At 68.9% G+C, this 16,505-nt stretch carries 13 protein-coding genes; 2 read left to right on the top strand and 11 right to left on the bottom strand.

Translation table 11 applies throughout. The features are described from left to right. Position 1: 1 nt before the first annotated feature. The 3 genes from ACFMRZ_RS04185 to ACFMRZ_RS04175 all read right to left on the bottom strand — a co-directional run bounded on the left by ACFMRZ_RS04185 (position 2) and on the right by ACFMRZ_RS04175 (position 5,655). A complete protein-coding gene (locus tag ACFMRZ_RS04185) occupies positions 2 to 4,354 on the bottom strand; it encodes a HAMP domain-containing protein (protein ID WP_400177978.1) in 4,353 nt (1,450 codons plus the stop codon). Between the two features lie 43 nt (positions 4,355 to 4,397). Further along, positions 4,398 to 4,817, bottom strand: coding sequence for a response regulator transcription factor (locus tag ACFMRZ_RS04180; protein ID WP_400177977.1), 420 nt, complete (start codon positions 4,815 to 4,817; stop codon positions 4,398 to 4,400). Positions 4,818 to 5,163: 346 nt separating this feature from the next. Next, on the bottom strand, positions 5,164 to 5,655 hold the full coding sequence (locus tag ACFMRZ_RS04175; RefSeq protein ID WP_280275734.1) for a pyridoxamine 5'-phosphate oxidase family protein: 492 nt from the start codon (positions 5,653 to 5,655) through the stop codon (positions 5,164 to 5,166). A gap of 95 nt (positions 5,656 to 5,750) precedes the next feature. Here ACFMRZ_RS04175 and ACFMRZ_RS04170 point away from each other — a divergent pair, with 95 nt between their 5' ends. Beyond that, positions 5,751 to 6,497: a serine protease gene (locus ACFMRZ_RS04170; RefSeq protein WP_400177976.1), complete on the top strand. Its 747-nt coding sequence runs from the start codon at positions 5,751 to 5,753 to the stop codon at positions 6,495 to 6,497. 282 nt (positions 6,498 to 6,779) lie between these two features. Next, positions 6,780 to 7,634 (top strand): alpha/beta hydrolase, encoded by an 855-nt coding sequence (locus ACFMRZ_RS04165; protein ID WP_280361689.1) that lies wholly within the window; start codon positions 6,780 to 6,782, stop codon positions 7,632 to 7,634. A gap of 42 nt (positions 7,635 to 7,676) precedes the next feature. On the opposite strand, the gene ACFMRZ_RS04160 is transcribed toward ACFMRZ_RS04165, so the two are convergent. The 8 genes from ACFMRZ_RS04160 to ACFMRZ_RS04125 all read right to left on the bottom strand — a co-directional run bounded on the left by ACFMRZ_RS04160 (position 7,677) and on the right by ACFMRZ_RS04125 (position 16,383). Next, positions 7,677 to 8,723: a ferrochelatase gene (locus ACFMRZ_RS04160; protein ID WP_400177975.1), complete on the bottom strand. Its 1,047-nt coding sequence runs from the start codon at positions 8,721 to 8,723 to the stop codon at positions 7,677 to 7,679. A gap of 51 nt (positions 8,724 to 8,774) precedes the next feature. After that, entirely contained in the window at positions 8,775 to 9,611 is an 837-nt protein-coding gene (inhA, locus tag ACFMRZ_RS04155) for an NADH-dependent enoyl-ACP reductase InhA (protein WP_280275730.1), read from the bottom strand. 55 nt (positions 9,612 to 9,666) lie between these two features. Further along, positions 9,667 to 10,386: a 3-oxoacyl-ACP reductase FabG1 gene (fabG1, locus tag ACFMRZ_RS04150; protein WP_280361687.1), complete on the bottom strand. Its 720-nt coding sequence runs from the start codon at positions 10,384 to 10,386 to the stop codon at positions 9,667 to 9,669. A gap of 193 nt (positions 10,387 to 10,579) precedes the next feature. Beyond that, positions 10,580 to 11,581: a VWA domain-containing protein gene (locus tag ACFMRZ_RS04145; RefSeq protein WP_400177974.1), complete on the bottom strand. Its 1,002-nt coding sequence runs from the start codon at positions 11,579 to 11,581 to the stop codon at positions 10,580 to 10,582. After that, positions 11,578 to 12,558 carry a DUF58 domain-containing protein gene (locus ACFMRZ_RS04140; RefSeq protein ID WP_400177973.1) on the bottom strand — a complete coding sequence of 327 codons (981 nt, stop codon included), beginning with the start codon at positions 12,556 to 12,558 and terminating at the stop codon, positions 11,578 to 11,580. Before ACFMRZ_RS04140 ends, ACFMRZ_RS04145 begins: the two co-directional genes overlap by 4 nt. Positions 12,559 to 12,584: 26 nt before the next feature. Next, the gene (locus tag ACFMRZ_RS04135; protein WP_280273039.1) at positions 12,585 to 13,766 is read right to left on the bottom strand and encodes a MoxR family ATPase; all 1,182 of its coding nucleotides are present in this window, start codon (positions 13,764 to 13,766) and stop codon (positions 12,585 to 12,587) included. 250 nt (positions 13,767 to 14,016) lie between these two features. Continuing rightward, complete coding sequence (locus ACFMRZ_RS04130; RefSeq protein WP_400177972.1) at positions 14,017 to 15,426, bottom strand: NlpC/P60 family protein; 1,410 nt, start codon at positions 15,424 to 15,426, stop codon at positions 14,017 to 14,019. 405 nt (positions 15,427 to 15,831) lie between these two features. Continuing rightward, entirely contained in the window at positions 15,832 to 16,383 is a 552-nt protein-coding gene (locus tag ACFMRZ_RS04125; protein WP_400177971.1) for a DUF6676 family protein, read from the bottom strand. Between the last annotated feature and the right edge of the window lie 122 nt (positions 16,384 to 16,505).

Below are 16,505 nucleotides of genomic sequence, written 5' to 3'. Positions count from 1 at the left end.
CTCACACCGGCTCGGGGCTTTCGCGGGTGTTTTCGCCGAGCCAGCGATCGATGCAGTCCAGCAGTTCGTCCGGGTCGACCGGTTTGGTGATGTAGTCGCTCGCGCCGGAAGCCAGACTCTTCTCCCGGTCCCCCGCCATCGCCTTGGCCGTCACCATGATGATCGGCAGCCGGTCGAAGTGCGGCATCGTGCGAATGGTCGTCGTGGTGGCGTAGCCGTCCATCTCCGGCATCATCACGTCCATCAGGATCACGTCCACGTCGGGGTGGTCGCGCAGCGCCTCGATGCCCTTGCGCCCGTTCGGCGCGTGCTCCACCGACATGCCGTTGAGTTCCAGAATGCCCGCGATGGCGAGCACGTTGCGGGCGTCGTCGTCGACCAGCAGCACCCGGCGGCCCCGCAGCCGCGGGTAGCCGCTGCGCCGCGGCGGCGTCTCGATCCCCGACGGATGCGGCTGGGTCAGCAGCAGAATGAACCGTTCCCGGAACTCCTCCGCCGCGCCGAGCAGCTCGAAGCCGTGGTTGCGGGCGGTGATCTCGGCCAGCCGCTGCTGTTCGGCATTCAATGCCCGCGCCGGATACGCCAGCATCGGAATGCTGCCCGGCGCGACCCGGCCGCGCAGCTGATCCAGGAATTCCGAGGTGAACACTCCCGCGCGGCTCGCGTCGACCAGCACGTACTGACATCCCGAGACCAGCTCGAGCGCGCGGCCCGCCGTCCCGACCGACTCGATGTGCAACGGACCCGTGGTATCGGCGAGTTCGTCCACCACGCCCGACACCAGCCGGGTCAGCGACCGCTCGGCGGGATCCTCCAGCACCAGCACCGCGCGCGTCACCGCCTTGGGCCGGGCCTTCGACTCCGACGGCGTCTCCGGCTGCGGCCGGATCGGCAGGAACAGCGTGAACGTGCTGCCGACGCCGAGCCGGCTCTCGGCCCGGATCTCGCCGCCCAGCAGGTTGGCCACCTGACGACTGATCGACAGGCCGAGCCCGGTGCCGCCGTAGCGGCGGCTGGTGGTGCCGTCGGCCTGCTGGAAGGCGGCGAAGATGGTCTCGAGGTTCTGCTCCGCGATGCCGATCCCGGTGTCGCACACGGAGAATGCCACCTGATCGTCGTACCGCGACACTCGCAGCCGGATCTCCCCCTGCTCGGTGAACTTGACCGCGTTGGACAGCAGATTGCGCAGCACCTGACGCAGCCGCTGCTCGTCGGTGTCGAGGTGGGTAGGCACCTCCGGCGCCACGTCGATCTCGAAGGTCAGCCCCTTCTGACTGGTCAGCGGCCGGAATGTGGTCTGCACGTAGCCGAGCAGCTGACGCAGCGGAATCAGCTCGGTACGGACGTCCATCTTGCCTGCCTCGACCTTGGACAGATCGAGGATGTCGTCGATCAGCTGTTGCAGGTCCTTGCCCGCGGACTGGATCACCCGGGCGAATTCGACCTGCTTGGCGGTCAGGTTCTCCGACGCGTTCTGCGCCAGCACCCCGGCCAGGATGAGCAGGCTGGTCAGCGGCGTGCGCAGTTCGTGCGACATGTTGGCGAGGAATTCCGACTTGTACTTCGAGGCCAGCGCCAGCTGCTGGGCGCGTTCCTCGATCTCCTGGCGGGCCTGCTCGATCTCGAAGTTCTTCATCTCGATGTCGCGGTTCTGCCGGACCAGCAGCTCGGCCTTCTCCTCGAGTTCGGCGTTGGACTGCTGTAGCTGACCGGCCAGCCGTTGCGACTCCTCGAGCAGGGAGTCGGTGCGCGCGTTGGCCATGATGGTGTTGACGTTGACGCCGATGCTCTCCATCAGTTGTTCCAGGAAGTCGCGCTGCACGACGGTGAAGCGACCGAAGGTGGCCAGTTCGATCACGCCGAGCACCTGGTCCTCGAACACGATCGGCAGCACGATCAGGCTGGCCGGGCGCCCGGCCCCGAGACCGGAGGAGATTCGCACGTAGTCCAGCGGCGTGGCCTCCACCACGATCGCCTTCTTGGTCTTCGCGACCTGACCGACCAGGGACTGCCCCAGTTCGAAGACGGTCCCGTCCTCGTTGCGCCCGTAGCCCGCGATGAGCCGCAGCCGCCCGCGGTCGCCGTCGCCCTCCATGAAGAAGAACGCGCTGTACTGCGCCCCGACCAGCGGGGTGACCTGGTTCATGATCAGCTGCGCGACGGCGCTGAGATCGCGATGACCCTGCAGCCGGCCGGAGATGCGAGCCAGGTTGGTGTTGAGCCAGGCCTGTTCCTCGTTGGTGCGGGTGGTCTCGCGCAGCGACTGCACCATCGCGTTGATGTTGTTCTTCAGTTCGGCCACTTCGCCGTTCGCCTCGACCGAGATGGAGCGGGTCAGGTCGCCGGTGGCCACCGCGCTGGTCACCTCGGCGATGGCGCGCACCTGCCGGGTCAGATTGCCCGCCAGCTCGTTGACGTTCTCGGTCAGCCGTTTCCAGGTGCCGGACACGCCCTCGACCTCGGCCTGGCCGCCGAGCTGGCCCTCCTTGCCGACCTCGCGGGCCACGCGGGTCACCTCGGCCGCGAACGAGGACAGCGTGTCGACCATGGTGTTGATGGTGGTCTTGAGTTCGAGGATCTCGCCGCGCGCGTCGACGTCGATCTTCTGCGACAGGTCGCCCCGCGCCACCGCGGTGGTGACCTGGGCGATGGAACGCACCTGGCTGGTGAGGTTGCCCGCCATCGAATTGACGTTGTCGGTCAGGCTTTTCCAGGTTCCGGCGACATTGGGCACGCGGGCCTGGCCGCCGAGCATGCCCTCGGTGCCGACCTCGCGCGCCACGCGCGTGACCTCGTCGGCGAATGCCGAGAGGGTGTCGACCATGGTGTTGATGGTCTGCGCGAGCGCGGCCACCTCGCCCTTGGCCTCGACCGTGATCTTCTGCGACAGATCACCTTTCGCGACCGCGGTCGCCACCTGCGCGATGGACCGGACCTGGTCGGTCAGGTTGTCGGCCATCACGTTCACCGACTCGGTGAGACCCTTCCACGTACCCGACACACCCTTCACATCGGCCTGCCCGCCCAGGCGGCCCTTGGTGCCGACCTCCCGGGCGACGCGGGTGACCTCGTCGGCGAACGAGGAGAGCGTGTCGACCATCGTGTTGATGGTCTCCTTGAGTTCGAGGATCTCGCCGCGGGCGTCGACGCGGATCTTCTGCGACAGGTCGCCGCGGGCGACGGCGGTGGTCACCTGAGCGATGGAGCGGACCTGGTCGGTGAGGTTGTCGGCCATCACGTTCACCGACTCGGTGAGACCCTTCCACGTGCCCGACACGCCTTTCACGTCGGCCTGCCCGCCGAGGCGGCCCTCGGTGCCAACCTCGCGCGCCACCCTGGTCACCTCGTCGGCGAACGACGACAGCGTGTCGACCATTGTGTTGATGGTGTTCTTCAACTCCTGGATCTCACCCTTGGCCTCGACCGTGATCTTCTGTGACAGATCGCCTTTCGCGACCGCCGAGGAGACCTGGGCGATGGAGCGGACCTGGTCGGTCAGGTTGGCCGCCATGAAATTCACCGATTCGGTGAGGCCCTTCCACGTGCCCGAGACACCCAGCACCTGGGCCTGGCCGCCGAGGCGGCCCTCCGTGCCGACCTCGCGGGCGACGCGGGTGACCTCGTCGGCGAACGCGGAGAGCTGGTCGACCATGGTGTTGATGGTGTTCTTCAACTCCAGGATCTCGCCGCGGGCGTCGACCGTGATCTTCTGTGACAGATCGCCTTTCGCCACCGCCGTGGTGACCTCGGCGATGGAGCGGACCTGAGCGGTGAGGTTGCCCGCCATGATGTTCACCGATTCGGTGAGATCGCGCCAGGTGCCCGAGACCCCGGGCACCCGGGCCTGACCGCCGAGTCGGCCCTCGCTGCCCACCTCGCGCGCCACCCGGGTCACCTCGTCGCCGAACGCCGAGAGCTGATCGACCATCGTGTTGATGGTGTTCTTCAACTCCAGCAGCTCACCCTTGACGTCCACGGTGATCTTCTGCGACAGATCGCCTTTCGCGACCGCGGTGGCGACCCCGGCGATGTCGCGCACCTGCGCGGTGAGGTTGTCCGCCATGGCGTTCACCGAATCGGTGAGGTCCTTCCACGTGCCCGAGAGTCCGGGCACCGAGGCCTGGCCGCCGAGTTTGCCGTCGGTGCCGACCTCGCGGGCCACCCGGGTGACCTCGGTGGTGAACAGCGAGAGCTGATCGACCATGCCGTTGAAGACGATCGCGATCTCGTCCAGCATCGGGTCGCCCACCTGCGGCAGAGACCGGCGGAAGTCGCCGTCGCGCACGGCTTTCAGTCCGTTCAGCAGTGGTTTGAGCCGCTCGTCGCTGTTGCTCACCCGTTCCGCGGTCGCCATGTCCTGGACCATCGGTCGCCTGCCTTCACCTGCGAGTAGTGGGTCAATGCCGGAGGTCGGCGTCGAAGTGGTCGTGCCCGGCGGCGATCCGCCGGATGACGTCGAGCAGGTCCTCGAAGAGACCGGTCTTCAACATCAGGCCCGCCCCGCCCGCGGCCGCCACCCGAGCGACCATGGCCCGGTCGGCGTAGCCGGTGAACACCAGCACGCGGACTCCGGGCGACGCGGCGCGCAGAGCCTCGATCGCGTCGATGCCGTCGCCGTCGCGTAGGCGGCGGTCGAGCAGGATCACGTTCGGGTGAGCGCGGGCGGTCGCGGCGATCGTGTCGGCGACCGAGCCGGTCCGTTCGACGATCTCGATGTCCTCGACGAGTTCGAAGGCGGAGTCCAGTGCCACGGCGACCATGGGATGGTCCTCCGCCACCAGCAGCCGGATAGCGTCGTCCGCCCTATCGGATGGCATGACGGGAAGTCTAGGGCGATTTTGGAGGATGACTGCGGGTTTGGTGAAGAAAGACGCAGGTCATACGCCACCCAGCGGTCTCTTTTTACCCTAAGGACGACAGGTCCCCGGGGCGGGCGTCCTCCGGTTCGCCACGTACCTAGACACTCCCGCACGGCGCCTTCGGCGCATCCGGCCAGGTTGCCGGGCCGGTGCACGTCGGCGATCGGTCGCTGGAACGATGCCGAGGGGCGACCTCGCCACCGATTTCCCATCGGCGCCCGCTCCGGCCCGAAAGCGGCGGCACAGCAACGGATGTGATGAGTATCTCGGTGCCGCAGCGGTTTTCATCGGACCGCGAGGCACGTCAGTCCTTCCGCACGACGCGCTCCTCCTCCCCCGGCTTCCAGATAACCACCTCCATGCGGCCGTCGATCAGCTCCACCGCGGACGCGCCGGTGATGTCGGCGACGTAGAACGGATCGAAGACGCGGCCGCGCAGGTCGAACCCGGTCCGCTCGTACAGGGCGGTGGCGAAACGCTGGTGCAGCTGCTCGTCGGGCACGTGGTGGACCACGCCCCACAGCTTCGCGTCGCCGTCGGTGGCGTGGGTGTCGACGGTGGCGGTGTGCAGGCAGAACCGCGGATCGCGGTGCAGGTCGCGGAATTTGGTGGTGCCGGGCATGCCGCCGACGATCAGGCGACCCTCGAAGATCCGCGGTTCCATCGGGCTGATGCGCGGATAGCCGTCCGACCGGGTGGTCGCCAGCATGCACAGGTTCCCGGTCGCGGTGTGGCGGCGCAGGAAGATCGCGGAGGTTCGCGGCGCGGCCGCGGTGAACTCGTCCCAGCTGGTCATAACCTCACGGTAGGCCGGGGCACCGACAATCCGGATCCGATCGCGCGGCGCGGCCCCACTGGATCCGGGCGGCCCGCATGCGGCAGACTCGGCGCATGCACATCTCCCGCGGCGTCACCGCGGCCCTCGCCGCGGCGTTCCTGGCGCTCGGCCTGTCCGCCGCGCCGCCGGCCGCTGCCGTGGTCGGCGGCGCCGAGGCCGAGGCGTCGGCGTACCCGTGGCTGGCGGCCCTCAGCACACCGCTCTATGCCACTCGCGCGGGCGGCCAGTACTGCGCGGGCGCGCTCGTCGCGCCCGACCGCGTGGTCACGGCCGGGCACTGCGGCGCCTTGGCGAAGGTCCTGCCCGGCACGACGGTCACCTTCGGACGCACCGACATGGCCGGTCCGGGCGGACTCACTGTGGGCATCAAGGACGTTCGGCTGCATCCGGATTTCCGCGTGTCGCTGTTCGGTGACGATCTCGCGTTTCACCACGACGTCGCGATCCTGACCCTCGCCGAGCCGGTGGCGCTGCCGACCCTGCCGGTCGGCCCCGCGCACGGTGATTCGGCCGAGGTGGTCGGCTGGGGCATCACCGCCGACGACGACATGTCCAACAGCCGTCTGCGCAGCGCGCGCATCCCGCTGCTCGGCGACGACGCCTGCGCCGCGTACGGCGCCGAATTCGACTCTCGTGAAGCTTTGTGCGCGGGCTCCACTCTCGCCGACAGCGCCCAATTCGACAGCGGCGGACCGCTTCTCGTCGACGGCGCGTTAGCCGGTATCGTCTCGTGGGGCAAGGGCAGCGCCGAGCCCGGCTATCCCGGCGTCTACGCACGCGTCCCGGCCCTCGACTTCTGAACCGGGCGCGGCACCGGCTCGCACCATTCCGGTCCCGGTGAATCTTCCTGGGTGACTTGGTCACCGGCGCGCGGAAATCGGCCGGACCGGACACTGCCGCCGCCGCGCACCGCATTTGCTGCCGGGATGCCACTGGCCGATGCAGTCGAGATCCGCGCGCGGCGACCGGATTTGCGAAGTGTCGCCGAACCCGCCCGGACTGTCCGTTCCGGACGTACCCTGACCACATCCACTCCGGCCGCGAAGATGTGGGATGCGCGCGGCCGCGGGGAGCATCGATCAGTGACGAGGAAGCTGATGACCGCGCCGGACCCGAACCCGCCGTACTCGACTGTCGTCTCCGCCGATGGCACCACCATCGCCTACCTCACCGTCGGCGACGGCCCCGCGGTGATCGTCGTCCCCGGCGTGTTGTCGGTTGCCAGTGGGTATCTGGACTTCGCCCGGGCCCTCGGCGCGCATTTCACCGTGCATGTCATGCAGCGCCGCGGCCGCGACGGCAGCGGACCGCAGGGCGCGGACTACAGCATCGGCAAGGAGTGTGCGGACCTGCTCGCCCTGCGCGCGGAAACGGGCGCCGAACTGTTGGTCGGCCACAGTTACGGCGGGCTGGTGGCGCTGGAGGCGGCGCGGGGATGTCCCGATATCCGCAAGGTCGCCGTGTACGAACCGGGGCTGTCCATCGACGGCTCGATGCCCAGCGACTGGATGCCCGTGTACGAACGGAAACTCGCACAGCACAAGCCGTTCGACGCATTCGTCGAATTCGTGCGCGCGCTCGGTCCGGAGTCGGTTCGCCGCACCCCGCGCTGGGTGATGCGCCGGATGATGCCGCTGGTCATGGAGGCGCCGGAGCGCGAACTGGTCACCGGGCTGCTGGCGGAGAATCTGCGCGAGCACCGCGAGATCGTCCGCCTCGACAACACCTACCCCTGCTACCGCGAGATCGAGGCCGAGGTCCTCTTCCTCCAAGGCGGCAAGGACCACCTCGCGCAGACCGATATCGACCGGGCCACACTGGAATACGTCATTCCCCGCTGCACCGGACATCTGTTTCCGGATCTCGACCACTTCGGCCTGGACAAGCGTGCCCCGGAGCGGGTCGCCGGAGTGATCGGCACCTTCTTCGCAGGCTGAGCCGTTCGCGCCGAATCCCGCCCGGCGGTGGCACTTTCCCCGTCAGGCGGGGCGGCGGGCCGGTTCGCAGCAACCGGTCGCGCACGGTGCGCCGTTGGTGGTGCAGCCGTAGCCGGGCGCCTCGCCGAGGCGGCGGGGCGCGATGTCCGCGAGGTGTTCGCGCACGAGTTCGGTGACCAGCTCGGCGAATCGGGGATCGGGCCCCGGCGTGCCCGCGCGGGCGAAGGCCATGCCCAGTTCGGCGGCCTTCTCCCGCGCCTCGTTGTCCAGGTCCCAGATCACTTCGAGGTGGTCGGAGACGAACCCGACCGGGCACACCACGACCGCGTCGATTCCCTTGGCCGACAACGCTTCCAGATGGTCGACGATGTCGGGTTCCAGCCACGGCACCTGCGGCGGGCCGGAGCGGGATTGCCACACCACGTCGAAATCCTCGAAACCCGTAGCGGCGGCACACAATCGGGCGGCGTCGACCACCTGGCGGCTGTAGAGGTGACCGCCGTCGGCGGGCGGTCCCGCGGCCACGTCGGCCGACACCGGAATCGAATGCGCCGTGAAGACCAGGCGCGCCCGGTCCCGCCGGTCGTCCGGCAGGCCGCGCACCGCCGCGCGGATGGCGTCGGCGAACGCCTCGATCAGCAGCGGATGGTCGAAGTACTGCCGCAGCTTCACCAGCTCCGGCGCCCGCTCCCCGGCCGCGGCGCGCGCCCGCGCGATGTCCTCGTCGTACTGGCGGCATCCGGAGTAGCCGCCCCACGCCGAGGTGGGAAACACCAGGGCCGAACCGATTCCGTCGTCCCGCATCCGGGCGACGGTGTCCTCCACCATCGGATGCCAGTTGCGGTTGCCGAAGTAGATCGGCAATTCGATTCCGGTCCGGGCGAATTCGGCCTCGACCGCCGCGATGAGGTCGCGGTTGAGCGCGTTGATCGGCGATACGCCACCGAAGTGCAGGTAGTGCTCGGCGACCTCGGCGAGCCGCTCCGGCGGCACGCCGCGGCCCCGGGTGACGTTCTCCAGGAACGGAAGTACGTCCTCCGGCCGTTCCGGACCGCCGAAGGACAGGACGAGCAACGCGTCGTATTCCATGCCCACCTCAGTTCACGTCAATGCCACGACGGTCCGAAAGCCCGGGATCGTTCAGTTGGCCGACCAGTTCTCCGGGAACCAGGTGTTGTGGCTGGCGCCGCCGTCGACGTAGATGATCGAGCCGGTGGTGCCGGGCAGCCAATCCGACAGCAGGGTGACGATCGACTTCGCCACCACGGTCGGGTCGTCGACGTCCCAGCCGATCGGCGAGGCGCCGTCCCAGTAGGTGTTCAGCATGGTCAGCTGCTTGGCGTCGTCGGTGGCGGTGCCCGCGATGGCCTTGGCGGCGAGGGTCTTGATCGGACCGGCGGCGATGAGGTTCGAGCGAACGCGCTTGGCCTCGCCCACTTCTCGCGCCACATACCGGTTCACCGATTCCAGCGCGGCCTTGGCCACGCCCATCCAGTTGTAGTACGGCAGCGCGGTGCGCGGATCGAAGTCCATGCCGACGATCGAGCCGCCCTCGTTCATCACCGGCAGCACGGCCCGCGCCAGCGAGGCGTAGCTCCACGCCGAGATCTCGAAGGACTTCGCGGCATCGGGGCCCGGGCCGTCCAGGAACGGCTTGGCGTCGGGGCCCATCAGGGTGCGCGGCGCGAACGCGATCGAGTGCAGCACGCCGTCGACGCCCTCGGGGGCCAGTTCGCGCACCTTGTCCGGCAGCGCGGCCAGGTCGTCCTCGCTGGTGACGTCGAGGCCGATGGCCGGGGCGATCTCCTGCGGCAGCCGCTTGGCGATCCGGTCGATCAGCCGCAGCCGCTCCGGGATACCGGTGATGATCACCTTGCCGCCCTGCTCCTGCGCCACCTTCGCGGCGTGGAAGGCGATCGAGGAATCGGTGATGATGCCGGTGATGAGGACGGTCTTGCCCTCGAGCAATCCGCTCATGAGTTGTCGGGTCTCCTGTTCAAGGTCTGAGGGGCCGGGAACGAGATCGAAAGGCTCAGTGGCCCATGCCCAGGCCGCCGTCGACCGGGATGATCGCGCCGCTGATGTACTGCGCCTCGTCGGAGGCGAGGAAGCTGATGGCGGCCGCGACGTCCGAGACCTGGCCCATGCGGCCCGCCGGGATCGCCTTGAGCGCGATCTCGCGCATGTCCTCGGTCATCTCGTCGCGGGTCATGTCGGTGTCGATGAAGCCGGGCGCGACCACGTTCGCGGTGATGTTGCGCGACCCGATCTCGCGAGTGATGGCGCGTGCCATGCCGACCAGGCCGGCCTTGGCGGCGGCGTAGTTCACCTGTCCGGGCACGCCCATCGTGCCGACGACCGACCCGAGGAAGATCATCCGGCCGAAGCGGGCCCGCAGCATCGCGCGGTTGGCCCGCTTGGCGCAGCGCCACGCACCGGTGAGGTTGGCGTCGATGACGCGGGTGAACTGCTCCTCGCTCATCCGCATCAGCAGCGTGTTGTCCACGATGCCGGCATTGGCCACCAGCACCTCGACCGGCCCCTGCGCGGCCTCCACCTCGGAGAACGCCTCGTCGATCGAATCATTGTCGGTCACATCGCATTTCACGCCGAACAACCCGTCGGGCACCCCCGAACCCCGATGCGTGACAGCGACCTTGTGTCCGTCGGCGGCGAGCCGCTGGGCGACCGCGAGACCGATGCCGCGGTTGCCGCCCGTCACCAGCACCGACCGGGATGTGAAGTTCGACATGGGGGTAAACCTACCTGCGCCGAGCCCCACCGTCACGATCGGGTGGTCGTTTCTCGTGCGGATACCCAAAGAAAACGGCCCGGAAGAGTGCCATTTCACTCTCCCGGATGACGCCCCAAACCTCACGACAAGGCCGACATTGGCGGTGAGCACCCGTCAACGACGGGATGCGCTCGCCGCCAATGTGATTCGGCTACGGCAGGCGCTGCCGGTACAGCAGACCGGCCACCGCTCCCGCCGAGGCGAACAGCAAGCCCAGCAGCAGCCATGGGCGGCTCGCGTCACCCATTTCCGTCTCGTAGCCGATCTGCCCCTGCAGCGTGTCGTAGACGTCGGTCAGCTGTTGCAGTGTGGCGGCGCGATAGAACTGCCCGCCGGAGATTCTCGCGATCTCCTGCATCGCTTCGTCGTCCACACCCACCGGGGCGTCCTGCATCGTGCCGTCGGAGCGGGGAATCTGAATGTGCGCGCCCTTGGTGCCGAACGAGATCGTCGATACCGGGACGTTCTTCTCTTTTGCCACCCGGGCCGCGACATACTCGTGGCGCGGATTGTCGTAGTCCTCGAAGGCGGGTACGGTCTGCTTGCCGTCGGACATCAGGACGATGCGGGCCGGGGGCGGCGATTCGGTGCCGCCGAGGACCGAGCCGAGCGTTTCGATCGCCTGCATGGCCGAGAAGATGCCCTCGCCGGTGGCGGTGCGTTCGGACAGTTTCAGATTGTCGATCGCGGCCTTGGCGGATTCGTGATTCGCGGTGGGCGACACCAGGACCGACGCGGTGCCGGCGAAGGCCACCAGCCCGAGATTGATGCCGCTGGGCAGCTCGTCGACGAAATCCTTGCCCGCCTTCTGGGCGACCTGCAGTCGCGTGGGCGGCACGTCGGTCGCCTCCATCGACAGCGACACGTCGATCACCAGCATCACGGTGGCGCGGTTACGCGGCACCTTCTTCGCCGCCTGCGGACCCGCCGCGGCGATCGTCAGCAGCACCAGCCCGACCAGGATCAGCGCGACCGGCACGTGCCGCCAGCCGCTGGGCCGTTTGGGCGCGACCCGCTCGAGGGTCTCCATGTTGGCGAACCGGAGCAGATGACGTTGACGACGCCGCTGCACCACCACGTACAGCAGTGCGATGGCGGCGACGACCAGCAGGAAGGCCAGCCAGACGGCGGCCGTGAAATGCGAAATGCTCACTGTCGGGGGACCTGTCCGGTCGGGGCGCCGAACGTGTGGCGCCGGGTGGACACGAACCGGACGACGTCGGCGATCCAATCCCGATCGGTGCGCAGGGACAGCACCGGAGCGCCGCACCCGCGCAGCGCCTGTTCGACCTGGCCGCGGTGCCGCTGCGCCGCACGCGCGAAATCGCTACGCAGCGCGGGGGTTACGGAGAATTCGCGGGTGCGGCCGGTCTCGGGATCGTGCAGCACCACGTCGCCCACGTCGGGCAGGTCCAGATCCAGTGGATCCAGCACCTCCACCCCGAGCAGATCGTGGCGGCCGGAGATGGCGCGCAGCGACCGTTGCCAGTCGATGTCGCCGAGGAAGTCCGAAATCACTACGGCCAGACCACGTTTGCGCTGCGGCCGGCGCAGCGACTCGATCGCGCCGCGCAGGTCGCCGCGCACGCCGTCGGCCGCGTGCGGGGTGGTGGCGATGCTGCGCAGCATCGCCTGGGCGTGCACGCGCCCGGCGCGCGCCGGGATGCGGAACAGCCGTTCGCCGTTGGCCACGACGGCACCCACCCGATTGCCGCCGCCGCTGGTCAGATGGGTGACCGCCGCCGCGGCGGCAACTGCCAGATCCCGCTTCTGGCACAGCGCGGTGCCGAAGTCCAGGCTGGCGGACAGGTCGACCACGAGCCAGGTCTCCAGCTCGCGGTCGGCGATCATCTGCCGCACGTGCGGGTGCGTGGTGCGCGCGGTGACCGACCAATCCATCTGGCGCACATCGTCACCGGGCTGGTACTCCCGCGCGTCGCCGGGTTCCGAGCCCGGCCCCGGGATGAGGCCGAGGTGGTCGCCGTGCAGCACGCCGTCGAGGCGGCGCCGCACGGTCAGCTCGAGCGTCTTCAGCGCCGCCGACAGCCGCGGATCGTTCAACTGGCCGGAACGGAACGAAGGGGGTGCGGCACTTCCTCGGGTGGGTGGGATCTTCGCTGGATTCGTCACTGGGGCAACCGGATCCGATGCTCCGTTCACGGACGCTGCGGTTGCTGCTGGCCGACGGCCTGCTGCCCGTTCGGGGCGGGCGGCGCCGGCGGCTGCGGCACACCCGGCTGCTGGCCCACCGCGGGCGCGGGCATCGGCGCGGGCGGCTGCTGGCCCGGCGCGGGCGCGTTGGCCTGCGGCGCGACCTGCGGCAGGCCGACGGTCTGCAGCACCCGGCGGATCACGTCGTCGGGGCTCACCTCGTCGGCCAGCGCGTCGTAGGACAGCACCAGGCGGTGACGCAGCACGTCGGGCACGACCTCGACCACATCCTGCGGGACCACGTAATCGCGGCCGCGGATGAGGGCGACGGCGCGGGCGGCGGCGATGATGCCGAGGCTCGCACGCGGGGAGGCGCCGTAGGCGATCCAGCCCGCGACGTCGTCGAGACCGAACTCGGCCGGGTTGCGGGTCGCGGAGATCACCCGCACCACGTAGTCGACCAGGGCGTGGTGCACGAAGGTGTTCGACGCCAGGCGCTGCAGCCGGATCACCTCGCCGGGCTCGAGGATCTGCTTGGGCTCCGGCGGGGTGACGCCCATCCGGTAGATGATCTCGCGCTCCTCCTCGACGGAGGGGTAGTCGACGACGACCTTGAACAGGAAGCGGTCGCGCTGCGCCTCGGGCAGCGGGTACACGCCCTCGCTCTCGATCGGGTTCTGTGTGGCCATCACCAGGAACGGATCGGGCATCGGGAAGGTCTTGCCGCCGATCGACACGTGCCGCTCGGCCATCACCTCGAGCAGCGCCGACTGCACCTTGGCCGGCGCGCGGTTGATCTCGTCGGCGAGCACGAAGTTCGCCACCACCGGACCCAGCTCGGTGTCGAACTCCTCGCGGCCCTGCCGGTAGATGCGGGTGCCGACGAGGTCGGTGGGCACCAGGTCGGGGGTGAACTGCACGCGGGAGAAGGTGCCGCCGACGACCCGTGCGAAGGTCTCGACCGCGAGCGTCTTGGCGATGCCCGGCACGCCCTCGAGCAGCACGTGGCCGCGCGCCAGCACACCGACGAGCAACCGCTCGACCAGACGATCCTGGCCGACGATGACCCGTTTGACTTCGTAGATCGCCTTCTCCAGGGTCTGGACATCGCGCTCGAGGGTGGCGGGCGCCGGCGTGTCTTTCGCCGGATTCACCGTGCTCACACCATCAGTCGAAGTCACAAACATCCCCGCTTTCGCCTAGTCCGGCCCCGTGAGGCTCGCCGCTGCATCTGTGGTTCACCAGCCGGTGCGTCGTGTCGGCCTCCGCGGCCGGTCCGACGTCACCCGGCGTGTTCCCCACCACTATTCCAGGTTCGACATCCTCCCCCAACGCAGCCAGGGGATTCCGACACGCCAACTCGCCGCGCGCCACGCGCGACATTGTGAACCCTAACGCAAATCCCGCCGAACGCGCCTGAGAGGACACTGGGAGTCGTCAGGTGAGCAATCGCACCGCGTACGGCATGATGCCCCCCTCACGGACCGGCGAAACCTTCACCACGTCGCCGGATTCGGGCGCTTCGACCATCTTGCCGTCGCCGAGATACAGCGCCACGTGCTCGCTGCCGTTGGCCCCCCAGAACAGCATGTCGCCGCGTTCGCGCTCGGCGACCGGCACCCGGGTGCCCATCGTGTACTGATAGCCGCTGTAGTGCGGCAGGGCGATGCCGACTCCGGCGAACGCGTAGATCATCAGGCCGGAACAGTCGAATCCGACCTTGTCGTAGTCGCCGTAGCTGTCGGCCACGCCGCCATCGTGGATGCCCAGTGTGGGGCCGTTCTCGTCGCCGCCGCCCCAGGAGTAGGTGACGCCCAGTTGCGACATGGCGCGATCCACCACGGTTTCGACGAGTTCGGACCGGCTGCCGGAGGGACGCGCCGGACGATCGGGCAGCGAGGCGTGCGGCGCGGGCGCGTTGTCGAGCTGGGTGTGCGGGCGCTTGCCCGTGCCCACCTGTGCGGCGCGGTCGTGGGCGGCCTGGTCGGTGGCCGCGCGGGCGGCGGCCGCGGTCGCGGCGGCCTGGGCCGCGGCGACCTCGGCCTGGCGTTGCCGGTCCCAGGCGAGGAATGCCTCGCGCTGACCCTGGAGCCCGGCCACTCGCTGGCGCGCCGCGTCGAGCCGCTGCTGTGCCGAATCCCGCTGTCCCAGTAGCGCCGTGCGCTGCGCGGCCTGTTGCTGCTGGGCGGCCTGCGCGGCGGCGACGGCCTGCTGTGCCTCCAGCTTCTTCTGCTCGGCCGCGGCCGCGGCGGCGTCGGCGGTCTGCTTCGCCCGGCGCGCCGCGGAATCCCGGTTGGCCTGTTCGACCTGGGCCCGGCGTAACAGCTGCAGGGCGTCCTGCTTGGTCTTGGACGCGACCCCGAGCAGTTGGGCCCGGTCGAGGGCCGCGGCCGGGTCCGCGCCCGCGAGCACGTTGACCATCGAACCGGTCGCCGGTTGCGTGTAGGCCTCGATGGCGAATCGGTCGAACTCGGTGCGGGCCTTCCCTACTCGGACGCCGGCGTCGGCGAGGTCGCGGCGGCAGGCCTCGGCCGCGGCGTTCGCGGCGTCGGCCGCGGCCCGTGCGGCCTGCAGGTCGACCAGTGCCTTGTTCACCGCCTCGCGCTGCCGGGCGACCTCGGTGTCGAGTTGCCGCAGCTGCTGTTCGGCCGCGGCGACCTCGTTGATCAGGCCGCCGACTTCCACCACGCCGGCATCCACCTGCCCGCCCGCGTCGGCGATGTCACCGTCGCTCGGATTGGGCGGCGGCGCGGGCGCCGCACCGGCGGCGCCGACCGATACCGACAACGCCACCGCGCACACCAGCAACCCCAGCGCGACTTTGATCGAGGCCCCGTGCCACCCCACTCGCACACCTCCCTGGATCCCGCTCCGGTTCCCGGGGAACGAGGTTCACCGGGACTGCGCTGGGCGACCAGTGACCGGCATCGCCTCACGAGCCCCAGCCGCACCCGATACCTCAATGGTTGCTGAGGACTCATATGACACTCTTTCCACTTCCGTGCCATTCGAAACCGTACGACACTTCTTGCACGGAGAAAACACGGGCCACAGAATGCCAGAGGTGTAATTCGCGGCTAGCTACTAAATTGCTGGATCAGCGTGTGGATTAGCTCCACAAAACAGACCGGATAGCCATAAAAACCGGATGGTTTGGGATGTGCGTTCGGAGAGGCGAACACGCCCGAAATGAACGAACCCGGCGCAGGTTGCCTGCGCCGGGTCGAGAAAGCCGCCTCGAGCCGATCCTGGCTACGCCCCGGAAGACTGGGCGCCCACCGAGACGGGCACGCGCGCCCGCCGGGCCTTAATCCAGTACAGCCCGGCCAGCACCATGAGCAGTACGGCGAGCGCGGCCGACGTTGCCACTGTGGGCGATACCGCTTCCGGCGTTTCCAGACGGTCGACGAGGATCTGCGCTGCCGTATCCGAATGCCCTAGGCCCTTGCCTTTCGCCGGATCCTCGGCCCACTCGAGCCGCGCCCGCGGAATCGAGTCACTGTAGGTGCCGACGAAGTCGTCGCTGAGCACCGCCACCGTGCCGTGCTCCGTCTTGCCGACCGCGGTAGCCAGGTCGCGCATATCCTCCTCACGCCCCCTGTTGCCCTGCACCACCACGATGCTCAGCGCGATGCCGTGCTCGCGGGCGTCGTCGACGATCGCGGCCAGAGCGCTTTCCTTCTGCTCCTGCCCCTTCGGCACGGCCACGTGATTGTCGGCCAGGTCCTGCGATATCGCATTCAGGTCGGTATCGGGAGGTAGCGCCGCTTTGGGCGTGAGAACCGAGGTGTCAAAGACGGTCATCTTCCATCCGGTTTGTCGAGTCGCGGGCGCGACGGGCATCCAACACTCTGCAGACGATCAGCATGCTGACGGCGGTCGCCGGAACCGACTACCTCCGGCGGACTCGTGAGCACAGTACGCGA

Origin of the sequence: Nocardia sp. N2S4-5 (assembly GCF_044628355.1) — a bacterium.
GTDB lineage: Bacteria > Actinomycetota > Actinomycetes > Mycobacteriales > Mycobacteriaceae > Nocardia > Nocardia wallacei_B.
The sequence above is the reverse complement of the archived record's forward strand: the minus strand, read 5'-3'. Positions and strand labels throughout refer to the sequence as shown.